At 60.3% G+C, this 11,461-nt stretch carries 9 protein-coding genes; 5 read left to right on the forward strand and 4 right to left on the reverse strand.

All coding sequences use genetic code 11. From position 1 onward, the window contains the following. Position 1: 1 nt before the first annotated feature. Together Q0X21_RS06975 and Q0X21_RS06980 are read left to right on the forward strand one after the other, a co-directional pair. Positions 2-1,120, forward strand: coding sequence for a TrkA family potassium uptake protein (locus Q0X21_RS06975; RefSeq protein ID WP_297851136.1), 1,119 nt, complete (start codon positions 2-4; stop codon positions 1,118-1,120). A gap of 3 nt (positions 1,121-1,123) precedes the next feature. Beyond that, positions 1,124-3,169: an ATP-dependent DNA helicase UvrD2 gene (locus tag Q0X21_RS06980; protein WP_297851137.1), complete on the forward strand. Its 2,046-nt coding sequence runs from the start codon at positions 1,124-1,126 to the stop codon at positions 3,167-3,169. On the opposite strand, the gene Q0X21_RS06985 is transcribed toward Q0X21_RS06980, so the two are convergent. After that, positions 3,166-3,942 carry a hypothetical protein gene (locus Q0X21_RS06985; protein ID WP_297851138.1) on the reverse strand — a complete coding sequence of 259 codons (777 nt, stop codon included), beginning with the start codon at positions 3,940-3,942 and terminating at the stop codon, positions 3,166-3,168. The two genes, Q0X21_RS06980 and Q0X21_RS06985, sit on opposite strands and share 4 nt — an antisense overlap. Before the next feature lie 127 nt (positions 3,943-4,069). Here Q0X21_RS06985 and Q0X21_RS06990 point away from each other — a divergent pair, with 127 nt between their 5' ends. After that, the gene (locus Q0X21_RS06990; protein ID WP_297851139.1) at positions 4,070-4,603 is read left to right on the forward strand and encodes a M48 family metallopeptidase; all 534 of its coding nucleotides are present in this window, start codon (positions 4,070-4,072) and stop codon (positions 4,601-4,603) included. Here Q0X21_RS06990 and Q0X21_RS06995 read toward each other — a convergent pair. Then, positions 4,600-6,042 (reverse strand): zinc-dependent metalloprotease, encoded by a 1,443-nt coding sequence (locus tag Q0X21_RS06995; protein WP_297851140.1) that lies wholly within the window; start codon positions 6,040-6,042, stop codon positions 4,600-4,602. The two genes, Q0X21_RS06990 and Q0X21_RS06995, sit on opposite strands and share 4 nt — an antisense overlap. Before the next feature lie 97 nt (positions 6,043-6,139). Between Q0X21_RS06995 and Q0X21_RS07000 the strand changes: the two genes are divergently transcribed. After that, positions 6,140-7,234 (forward strand): PDZ domain-containing protein, encoded by a 1,095-nt coding sequence (locus tag Q0X21_RS07000; protein ID WP_297851141.1) that lies wholly within the window; start codon positions 6,140-6,142, stop codon positions 7,232-7,234. Here Q0X21_RS07000 and Q0X21_RS07005 read toward each other — a convergent pair. Together Q0X21_RS07005 and Q0X21_RS07010 are read right to left on the reverse strand one after the other, a co-directional pair. Beyond that, positions 7,227-7,883: a hypothetical protein gene (locus tag Q0X21_RS07005; RefSeq protein ID WP_297851142.1), complete on the reverse strand. Its 657-nt coding sequence runs from the start codon at positions 7,881-7,883 to the stop codon at positions 7,227-7,229. The genes Q0X21_RS07000 and Q0X21_RS07005 overlap by 8 nt on opposite strands. Positions 7,884-7,915: 32 nt before the next feature. Then, the gene (locus Q0X21_RS07010) at positions 7,916-8,449 is read right to left on the reverse strand and encodes a PPA1309 family protein (protein ID WP_297851143.1); all 534 of its coding nucleotides are present in this window, start codon (positions 8,447-8,449) and stop codon (positions 7,916-7,918) included. 157 nt (positions 8,450-8,606) lie between these two features. On the opposite strand from Q0X21_RS07010, the gene Q0X21_RS07015 reads away from it, so the two are divergent. Continuing rightward, positions 8,607-11,461, forward strand: a 2,855-nt coding sequence (locus Q0X21_RS07015) for a UPF0182 family protein (protein ID WP_297851145.1), incomplete at its 3' end; no start/stop codon positions are given.

Raw genomic sequence — 11,461 nt, forward strand, 5'->3', positions numbered from 1 at the left:
TATGGCGCTTTCGTTCCGGCCGCAGATCGCGTTCCGCAACAGGTTGCGCAGTGAGGAGCTCACTGCGCTGCCTGACCATGCGCTGATCAATGTCATCCGCCTGCCCCAGGCAGCGCGCACAACTCCATGGGCCTTGATCAGTCGGCGATTCCTGTACGCGATCTTCCTTATTGTCCTCGTCGCGCTCATCGTTTACGCAGATCGGAACGCGTACACGGAGCCACTGACATTCATCGATGCCGTGTATTACTCCGCGGTGTCTTTGTCCACGACGGGCTATGGCGATATCACCCCGGTGACTCAGACAGCCAGGCTAGTCAACATCTTCATTGTCACTCCGTTGCGTGTAGCGTTCCTGATGCTGCTCGTCGGCACGACGCTGTCCGTGCTCACGGAGGATTCCCGTAAGACGCTGCAACTTCAACGATGGAGGAAAAACGTGCGCAACCACGTCATCATCATCGGTTATGGCACCAAGGGCAGGTCCGCCGTCGAGGCACTGCTCGCTGAGGGCATGGCGCCTTCCAATATCGTCGTCATCGATGCCAATAATGAGGCTCTTGTTCATGCCGAGAACCGTGGGCTTGTGGCTGTGCACGGCAATGCTACGAAGTCGGATGTGCTCAAGATTGCTGGTGTGAGCCGTGCCCGTTCCGTCGTGGTTGCCCCATCGTCTGATGACACGGCGGTGCTGGTCACCCTGTCTGTGCGTGAGATCAACCCGGGGGTGAATATCGTCGCGTCGGTGCGCGAAGCTGAAAACCAGCACCTGCTGGAACAATCCGGCGCCGATTCCGTAGTGATTTCTTCCGAGACCGCCGGCCGTCTCCTCGGCATTGCTACCTCCACTCCGACGGTGGTGGAGATGATGGAGGACCTGCTCAGCCCGAATGCCGGCTTCACCGTTTCTGAGCGCCCGATCATTGATGATGAGGTCGGTGCCAATCCGCGTCACTTGGCCGATATCGTGCTGGGCGTGGTCCGCTCCGGCGAGCTGTACCGCCTGGATTCTCCAGAGGCGGAGACAGTCGAGCCGGGTGACAAGCTTCTGTATATCCGTTATACGGAGGAGACCCCGGAAGATCTGTCTGAGGCTGCCCGCAACGAAGAGGATGATTAATAGGTGATTGACCTCAGTCAGCTTGATGAGGATCAGCGCGTTGCCGCCACGGCACCCCGTGGCCCGGTGTGCATTCTCGCTGGTGCAGGTACCGGCAAGACACGCACGATCACGTACCGCATCGCGCACCTGATTGATCAGGGATTCGTCGTCCCACAGAAGGTGCTCGCGGTGACATTCACCTCGCGCGCTGCCGGTGAGATGCGCGATCGTCTGCGCACCATGGGCATCGGGGGAGTCCAGGCCCGCACCTTCCACGCTGCAGCACTGCGTCAGCTGCGCTATTTCTGGCCGCAGGTGGCAGGGGATCTGCCGTGGACATTGATCGACAATAAATTCCCCCTCGTCGCCCGCGCGACCCGCACTGTTGGGCTGGAACCAGACAAGGAACTCGTGCGCGACCTGCTCGGGGAGATCGAGTGGTCCAAGGCGTCGCTGGTCACCCCGGAGAGCTACGCAAAGGCGATTGAGAATACTCACCGTGAGCCACCGGCAGATCCAGAGAAGGTCGCTGCGGTGTACAAGCGCTACGAGGAAGCGAAGACCAGCCCGGAGGGCATGGGCCTCGACTTCGATGACCTGCTGCTTCATGTCGCAGGCGCATTGGAGAACGCCCCGGCCGTCGCCGAGGAATTCCGCAATCAGTACCAGACGTTCGTGGTGGATGAGTACCAGGACGTGACCCCGCTGCAGCAGCGAGTATTGGAAGCATGGCTGGGCCAGCGCGATGACCTCACGGTTGTGGGCGATGCGAATCAGACGATTTATTCGTTCACCGGTGCGACACCGGATTACCTGCTGAATTTCTCACGCACGTACCCGCACGGCACGGTGGTGAAGCTGCAGCGCGACTACCGTTCCACACCCGAGGTCACAGAGCTCGCCAACACGGTGATCTCCAAGGCCACGGGCAGGGAAGCGGGCACACGCCTTGAGCTCGAGGGCATGCGCGATCCGGGCCCGGATCCGATCTTCGCTTCCTACCCGGACGAGCCTTCGGAAGCACGCGATATCGCCGCCCAGATCAAGAAACTCATCGCCTTTGGCACGCCCGCACGCGAGATCGCTGTGCTCTACCGCATCAATGCGCAATCAGCGGTGTTTGAGCAAGCGCTTTCCGACGCCGGCATTGTCTACCAGGTCCGCGGCGGCGAAGGCTTTTTCACTCGCCCTGAGATCCGCGAAGCGATCAATGTCTTGGTCTCTGCTACCCGCCGTGGTGATCTACCTGATGATCCGGTGGCTGTGGCGAAGGCAGCATTCGCACCACTAGGACTTTCTGCCACTGAGCCAGAAGGTGCCCGCCAGCGTGAGCGTTGGCAGACACTCAACGCTTTGGTGGAACTGATCTCTGACATCGTCAGCACCGGCGAGGCCACCTCATTGCCAGGTGTGCTCGCCTCCCTGCGTCAGCGCGCTGAAGCGAAGCAGCCACCAGCGGTTGACGGCGTGACCTTGGCCAGCTTGCATGCAGCCAAGGGCTTGGAATGGGATGCGGTCTTCTTGGCCGGACTGGTGGAGAAAACCCTGCCGATCTCGCACGCGATCAAGGCCGGAGACGAGCAGATCGAGGAGGAACGCCGCCTGTTCTACGTGGGCATCACCCGCGCCCGCGAGCACCTGCACTTGTCCTGGGCGCTTGCCCGCCAGGAAGGTGGTCGCGCATCACGTGAACGCTCCCGCTTCCTCGACGGGATTGCCCCACAGCTCGATGTGGAACAAGCACCGGAACGCCTCAAGCGCTCGAAGCGCTGTCGGATCTGTGGAAACGCTCTGGGTACTCCAGCTGAGAAGAGCCTGGGCCGCCATGAGGATTGCGAGCCGACGTATAACGAAGCAGCCTTCTTAGCGCTTAAGCAGTGGCGTTTGGATACTGCGCGGGAAGCACAGCACCCGCCGTACATGGTGTTTACCGATGCGACATTGCTTTCCATCGTCGAGGCAATGCCGAGCACGCCGGGACAGATGCTGGATATCTCTGGGATTGGTCCCGCAAAATTGGAGCAGTACGGTGAAGACGTCCTCGCGGTACTTGAGGATTTCCGCTAGCTGCCGCTGCACACCGGGCATTTCGGATGCGATTCCGCTGGGAACGGCATGATCTGCACGGGTCCGAAGGGATCGACCATCAGTGTTGAGCCAGGCTCCGGCTTATCTGGCACAATCCCTGGCGGGTCAGCGACACCCATGAGGCGTCGCATCACCGTCACCACCACCGCTGCACCCATGGCAGTGACTACGGGATCAGCTCGGCGCTCGTGTTCAGCAATGGTTTCCATCATGCGGTGCAGCAGCTCATCACGGTCACCTAACTGCATGTACATGCACATCGCACACGGAGAGGATCCCGGTGCGCTGACAGGTCCCACGATCACGCGCGAATCAAAACTGATCACTGGCAGGCACCAATTTCGATGGTGGGCGAGTTGTTTGCCGCAGTCGAAGTAGTCATGAGTGGAATCCACCAGCACCAGCGGCGACCTGTCATATCGCTGTAGAAAATCCTCCACGTCCTCCCGTGCGGTCGGGATCCGCACCACAGCACCGGAGGCGCGCAAGATCCGGGTGATCTCACGTGCCAGAGGCGACGAGCCCATCACAGCCACGGTGGGTTCGGCGGCGGGGATGAGGATGCGGTAGGCGCACAGGTCGTCGATAAGCGATTGCGCAGCGACTTCGTCCGTCCCGCACCTCTCTTTGAGTGTGGCGCGCAGCGCCCCGATTTCTTCTGGCCAGCGCACGTCATTCAACGTGCGGGACAGCGCGGGCGCGACCGGTGATTCGATGAGGCCGCTGCGCGTGGCGTCCACCCCGAACTGCACGGCTGTGTCATCACGTTGCAGGATGTGTACCCCGCGGCTGAGCCTGACTAGTGTTGAATCATTCAACAGCAATTTGCTTCCCCCCTTTTAACCGCCACTATTCCAGCCGAAAGAGGCCACCGCAGCTATGCAACGTCCACTTCAGTCGACATCGTCAGACCAGTGGCCGCCAGCTGGGGTGAAAGTGATTCGTTCCGCAAGGCGCACCCGGACTGTGCAAGCCCGGCATGTTGGCGATGGGGTAGAAGTGCGTATCCCCGCACGATTCAGTGCCACGCAGGAACGTGAAGCCGTCGAGGAAATCCTGGCGAAGTTGAAGCGGCGCAGCACCTCCCAGACTGTGTCCGACGATGACCTTCTGGCGCGGGCGAAAAAGCTCAATGAGCAGGTCTTAGACGGCAAGGCCAAAATCGGTTCCGTGCGCTGGGCGACCAACCACAACACCCAGTGGGGTTCGTGCACAGTGTCCACCGGTGCGATCCGAATCAGCGACCGGCTGCGCGACGTCCCTGACTGGGTGCTCGACAGCGTCATAGTGCACGAATTGGTGCACACGTTCATCCCCGGGCACGGCCCACGTTTTTGGGCATGGGCCGACCGGGCCCCGCGTGCCGAGCGCGCGAAAGGCTATCTCGAGGCCTATCAGCGCTTCGGTGGCTAGTCCTCGTCCTGGTTCGGATCCTCGTCCGTTGGGCGATCGTCCTCACTCGGGCCGGGCTCATTGGCCAGCATCTCTTCAAGTTTGGCGATCTCTTCGTCGAATTTCTCATCCGGCGCATCGTCCAAGAGCGTGTCAATGAATGCTGCCGGATTGTCCAGGTGTTCTGCCGTGGGCAGAAAGTCCGGGTGATCCCACACCTTGTCACGACGATCCACACCGACTGCCGTGGTGGCGCGGCGCCACAGGTCAGCCGCCTCATTCGTCTTCGGTGCGCCGAGCTCAATGCCCACGATGTTGTTGATGGCGTGCTCAGCCGAACCACCGGTAGCGCGACGACGTGCCCAGGACTCAGACAGCGCACCCGTCGAAGGAATGCGCTCGCCCAACGCGTCCTCCACGACGACTTCGACCCAGCCCTCAACCAGCGCCAGCAGCGTTTCCAAACGGGAAGCCGCAGCCGCATTGCGGGAGGTCACGCGCGGCGACATGTCCATGTCCTGCATGCCACTCATCGCCTCCTGGATCTTCGCCGGATCACCCGACTCCAGGTCGAGGCCACGAATCTGCTCCTCAATATGGGAGGTATCCAGCTCCAAACCCAGTGCGTATTCCTCTACTGAAGACACGATGCGCTCCACCAGCCACGGCACGTGAGTAAACAGGCGCTGGCGGGCAGCCTCACGTGCAGCGATGTACACCAGTACTTCCTGGCCTGGCACAGAGAGCTGGTTCGAGATCGACTCAATATTCTTCGGCACAATTCCGATCACACCGCTCGGCGCAACAGGCAACCCGAAATCATTACCCGTGAGCGCTTGATTAGCCAGATCGCCCAGAGCTTGGCCGAGCTTGGCACCGAAATTCATCGAGTTGAAGTGGCCGAGCATCTGCGTGATCGGACCGAAGATCTCCCGTGCCTGCTCCGGCATCGCATCAATCTGCGCGCGGTCCATCTGCTCAACCACAGGGCTGACCAGACGCTTCCAGGTGGGCAGAGTATTCGTCAGCCAATCGTCCGCATTCCACGCTTCCGGTCGTGCACCTGAATCCGGCAGGGCAGAAGCATCGTCGAGCCACAGATTGGCCAATCGAGTCGACTCATCCACCGCAGTGCGGTCATTTGCCGTCACGCCCTTTGGATCCTTGATCGAGCGACGTGCCGTCTTCAGCGCCACGTCATAATTAACCGGATCCTGCTTCGGTGCGTTGGCCTGCTGGCCCATACCGGAGAGCATCTCACCGAATTGGCCAAGGATATCACTCAGGTTGCCACTGAATTGGGCGCCGTTACCGCCGCCGAAGGCGAAACCGAATTGGCCGAACGGGTCCGACTGATCGCCGCGGCCATTATCGCCGTTGCTGTCACCACGGCCATCACGATCATCATCGCGGTCGCGGTCGTCGTCGTTGGGGAAATTGAACCCGAATCCATTAACCATGGTGGCCAGCCTACCGGCGGGGATTGGTGCAGGTCCATGATTTTTGAGGCAGGGAGCAACGCTGTCAGCGAACACGCGCCATGTAGGCTTTAGACCCGTGGAAAAGCCCGCAGCAGTACAGACCGAACCTCACCGCAGCCGCAAACGTGCGGTCCTGTGGGGCGGTATCCCGCTCGCATTATTGGCATTGGTACTCATGCTCGGTGGAATTCCGGGCACGCCGATCAAGCTGACTGTGCCTTTCGCAGCAGAAAGCGCCGGCCCGACCTTCAACACACTTGCGGATGTAGAGGGCACCCCAGTCATTGAGATCACCGGTGGCGAGGTCGACGAGACGTCCGGCTCCCTGGATATGACCACGGTGTCGGTGCGCACGAATATGACCATGGGGCAGGCGATCGGTCGTTGGTTGTTCTCAAATGACACGCTTGTACCGATCAATCAGATTCTGCCGCGGGACATGACTGACGAGGAGTTGCGCGAGCACAATGAAGCATCATTCGTCGCCTCCGAGGCCGCCGCGACCGTTGCTGCAATGAAGCACCTCGGCGAGCCGACGAAGGTGATCGTCCACGGTGTACTCGACGGTTCCGCGGCATCCGGCGCGATCGAAGCCGAGGACACGATCACTGCCGTTGAGGGTAAGAAAGTCACCGAACCACAGCAGGTCCAGGACATGGTGCGCGAGAAGCAACCGGGCGATGAAGTGACCATCACTTTTATCCGCGGCGAGGGTGAAGAGCAGGAGGCGAAGGTCACACTGGGCAAAAACCCGGAGGATGAGAAGCAGCCGTTGCTTGGCATCACCATGACATCCGAGCCCGCCGGCGACATTCACGTCAACTACAACCTCAACGACGTGGGCGGCCCCAGCGCAGGAATGATTTTCTCACTTGCCGTGATCGACAAACTTTCACCCGGCGAGCTCAACGGCGGCCGCAAGGTTGCAGGCACCGGCACCATCAGCGAGGACGGCACCGTCGGCCCCATCGGCGGTATCGCGCACAAAATTGAAGGCGCGCGCGATGGCGGCGCCGAACTTTTCCTGGCTCCCGAAAAGAATTGCGCCGAAGCACGCAAGGCAGACAACGGTGGCATGGTCGTTGCCAAAGTACGCACGCTTGACGACGCCATCTCAGCCATGCATTCCTTCAGCACCGGCGGAGAGGTAGAGACCTGCGACGCTAGCTAGCTTCCTTCGACGTCGTCGGGGTTTCTTCGCTGGTCGTCGGGGTGGTGTTCTCACGCTTCTTCTCGGCCAGGCCGAGTTCAAAAATGCGCTCGCGTGGGTCTTCTACCTCAGACGACATCATCTGCTGCATGACCTTGCCATCAGCGACATCCACAACGGTGATCACGGCTGTCCGCCCGATCATGCTCCACCCGACGAGCTTGTCTTCGGTTTCCTGCACGATCGTGGAACTCTTCAGACCTTCCAGAACATTCGCGGTGTCCTTGGCCATGGCTTCAGATTCGAAGAATTGGAACTGACCAATATCTGCGCCACTGCAGTCATAGGAGTGGCGGAGGCTGGTCTCGGTGCAGGTATCCAAAGCGTCGAAAAGCGATTCGGGTGCGAGTGAAGCGAACGCCCCGCGAACTTCCTCGAGCTTGTCTTCGCCGCCCCCGCGCCAACGGCTATTCGACGTTGTTTCGGTCGACTCCGAGGTTTCGGTCGTCTCCGTCGGCTCCGAGCTCGACTCTGAAGTTTCAGTCGTCTCCGATGCCGGCGTGGTCGGTGTCTCAGGCTCGTCATCCTTTGACGAGCAAGCAGAAAGGCCAAGAGCGAGCGTGAGTGCAACGGACGCGCACACGCCGCGGGTGACAGTAGAAGACAGCACGGTGGAAACGACTCCTTTGAAGTTGATGCCTCTTAGTCTAGGTCCTCGTTATCTAGGCTGTAACGCAAAGCCCCAAGAACAGCCGGCGCTACACCCGGGCCACCACGCAACTTGATCTCATCTTGTGCGAACGGACCTGCTTCCTCCAGCTCCTCCTCAGTAGGACGCAGCTGCAGCAACGTCTGTTCAATGCCCTCTTCACGCAGCACACCAGAGAACAACCGCGCCGGGCGAGCAGAACCCGCTGCGGCCTCAGCTGTGTCTTTGAACATAATCTCCTGGGCCAACACCAACCCCGCGATCTCCTGTGGCCAGACCAAACGCGTCAGATAATCGCCCAATTCATCCGAACCTGGCTGAATGTGCTCTGGCATATCTTCCTGGACGATGAGCGTCAGCGGGGAATCTGCCTCTTCTTCCAGTGAGGCCAACTGGTCAGCCACCAATGCGGTGGGAACCAGCGCAAACAGGGTAGGGGAGGCATCCCAACCTTCAGCGTGGACGAATTCCACAGCTTCCATCATCGCCTTGTTCAGGGCCTGTTGGGGGCGTTGCAACTCCGGCATGATGGAACCTTTCTGGTCTTTCAAGCGTTAAGCAATTTAGTGTTAGAGCCTAATAGCTCAAAAATTATAGATTGTGTAAGGAGCTTCGATCTTGGCCACGCGCCTGAACCGCCCCAGCCCGAAGCCGGGGAAATCCTCAAATAAGTTCGTGACCATCATGGCGGTCATAGCCGTGTTGCTCTTCCTCATTCCGATGCTGGTGGGGGTGTATACAGATTTCCGTTGGTTCGGTGAATTGGACTACCGCGGTGTGTTCACGAAGACCATCCTGGCGCGCGTCGCGCTGTTTGTGATCTTCGGCCTCGTTGGTGCCGCGATCGCGTGGGCTGCTGCTTTCTTCGCGTGGCGCGGCCGTGATGAAGATGCTGGGTTTGCCTCCTTCGGTGACCCGAATTCGCCGGTGACCATTAACCGTGCAGCAATCCAGTCCGGCATTCGTCCGCTGGTGCTGTGGGTACCGCTCGCTGTCGGTGTGGTGGCCGGCATTTTGGGCCAGAGCACCTGGCGTACCTTCATGCTGTGGATCAACGGTGGTTCCTTCGGTACAACCGATGCGCAATTCGGTCGTGATTTGGGCTTTTATGCATTCGCTTTGCCGGCACTGTCCACGATCGTCAGCGTCCTGTCGATGCTGCTGGTCGTCGCCTTCCTCGTTGGCCTGATCGGACACTATTTGTTGGGCGGCATCCGCATCGCTAGCCAGGCCACTGGTGCGAAGGGCCATATCTCCCGCGCTGCACGTATTCAGCTCGCTGTCACGGCCGGTATCTGGATGCTGGTCAAGGCCCTCGATTACTGGCTACAGCGCTACAGCCTGCTGTTCGACCGCAACGACATCTTCACCGGTGCCTCCTACACCGATATCAATGCCCAGCTGCCCGCGCGCATCATCTTGATGGTCATCGCGGTGCTCGTCGCAGCAGCATTCTTCGCTTCCGTGGTGTTCAAGGACCTGCGCGTGCCGGTCATGGCCACCGTCTTGATGGTCCTGTCCTCCCTGGTCATCGGCCAGGCTTGGCCGGCTCTGCTCCAGCAGTTCTCCGTCAACCCGAATCGCCAGGAGCGCGAGTCCGAGTACATCGCCCGCAATATCGAAGCAACCCGCGAGGCATACGGGCTTACCGACGACAAGGTCACCTACGAACACAACTGGGGTGCCGAAAGCACTGATGATGCGAAGGTGGGCGAGGACTCCGCCACGATCTCCAATATCCGTCTGCTCGACCCGGAGATCCTCGGCCCGACATTCACCCAGAACCAGCAGTTGAAGAACTTCTACGGCTTCTCGGATAGCTTGGCCATGGACCGCTACACGGTTGACGGCGAGCTGCGTGACTACGTTGTCGCCGCCCGTGAGCTCGACCCGAAAGCTCTGCAGGAAAACCAGAAGGATTGGCTGAACCGCCACACCGTGTACACCCACGGCAATGGTTTTGTTGCAGCGCAGGCAAGCATTGTCGACGAAGCCGCCCAGGATGCTGGTTCCACCCGTGGTGGTCTTCCGGTATTCACCGTCTCCGACCTGCAGGCTAATGAGAATGCTGCAGAGAAGAAGGACGCTGAGGAACTGGGCATCCGCGTGGACCAGCCGCGTGTCTACTACGGTCCGGTCATCGCTTCTGCTGAAGACGGTCTCGATTACGCCGTCGTCGGTGATGTGGGCCAAGGCCCGCTCGAATACGACACCGACGGTTCGCAGTTCACCTATGACGGCGAAGGTGGTGTGAGCATTGGCAACCCGATCGACCGCCTTGCTTTTGCCATCAAGTACCAGGAGCTCAACCTGATCCTGTCTGATCGCGTCGGCAGCGAATCCCGCATCCTCTACGACCGCGATCCACGCGAGCGTGTGGAAAAGGTCGCACCGTGGCTGACCACTGACCAGCAGACCTACCCGGCAGTTATCGACGGCCGCATCAAGTGGGTCGTCGACGGCTACACCACCCTGTCCGCACTGCCGTACTCCACCCGCACGTCCTTGCAGTCCACCACCGTGGATGCACTGAACCCGGAGGGCACCGACCAGCGCCTGGTGAATAACGAGGTTGGTTACATCCGCAACTCCGTCAAGGCCACCGTCGATGCTTATGACGGTTCCGTGAACCTGTACGCCTTCGACGAGGAAGACCCAGTGCTCAAGGCATGGATGGGTGTCTTCCCGAACACTGTCCACCCGGCCTCGGAGATCAGTGATGACCTTCGTGAACACCTTCGTTACCCGGAGGACCTGTTCAAGGTTCAGCGTGAACTGTTGGCCCGCTACCACGTGTCCGACCCAGGCGTGTTCTTCAATAACGATGCGTTTTGGTCCGTCCCGAATGACCCGACTGCACCGGAGGGGCGCAATGAGCTGAACCAGCCGCCGTACTACGTCGTGGCCGCCGACCCGGAGACGAAGAAGCCGTCCTTCCAGCTGATCACCCCGTACCGTGGCCTGAACCGTGAGTTCCTCTCCGCCCACATGGCGGTGTCCTCCGATCCGGAGAACTTCGGGCAGATCACCGTCCGCGTCCTGCCGACCAATACGCAGACCCGCGGTCCAAAGCAGGCGCAAGACGCCTTGATGTCTTCCGACCAGGTCGCCCGCGATCGCACCCTGTGGGAGGGTTCCAACACGCTGAAGAACGGCAACTTGCTCACCCTGCCGGTTGGTGATGGTGAGATCCTTTACGTCGAGCCGATCTACTCGCAGCGCAAGGACCAGGCATCTGCCTTCCCGAAGCTGCTGCGTGTGCTGGTCTTCTACAAGGACCGTGTCGGCTATGCCCCGACTGTTTCCCAGGCACTGAGCCAGGTCGGCATTGACGCCAAGGAAGCCCAGGACATCAGCATCGCGGGTGAAGGCGTGCCGGACCCGGAGGCCGAACAGCCAGCAGAAGGTGAGGACAAGTCCGCCGAGGACTCCAAGCCTTCCGGCGATAAGGATGCGGCCCTGAACGGCATCCAGGACGCACTCCGCGGCCTGGAAAGCGCCCGCGACGGTTCCTTCGAGGAATACGGCAAGGCCCTGGA

This window comes from uncultured Corynebacterium sp. (assembly GCF_947253065.1).
Lineage (GTDB): Bacteria > Actinomycetota > Actinomycetes > Mycobacteriales > Mycobacteriaceae > Corynebacterium.

Excerpts from the sequence above, each read along its gene's own strand:
- Q0X21_RS06975 (WP_297851136.1), top strand. The coding sequence starts at position 2 with ATGGCGCTTTCGTTCCGGCCGCAGATCGCGTTCCGCAACAGGTTGCGC.
- Q0X21_RS06990 (WP_297851139.1), top strand. The coding sequence starts at position 4,070 with ATGCAACGTCCACTTCAGTCGACATCGTCAGACCAGTGGCCGCCAGCT.
- Q0X21_RS06995 (WP_297851140.1), bottom strand. The coding sequence starts at position 6,042 with ATGGTTAATGGATTCGGGTTCAATTTCCCCAACGACGACGACCGCGAC.
- Q0X21_RS07010 (WP_297851143.1), bottom strand. The coding sequence starts at position 8,449 with ATGCCGGAGTTGCAACGCCCCCAACAGGCCCTGAACAAGGCGATGATG.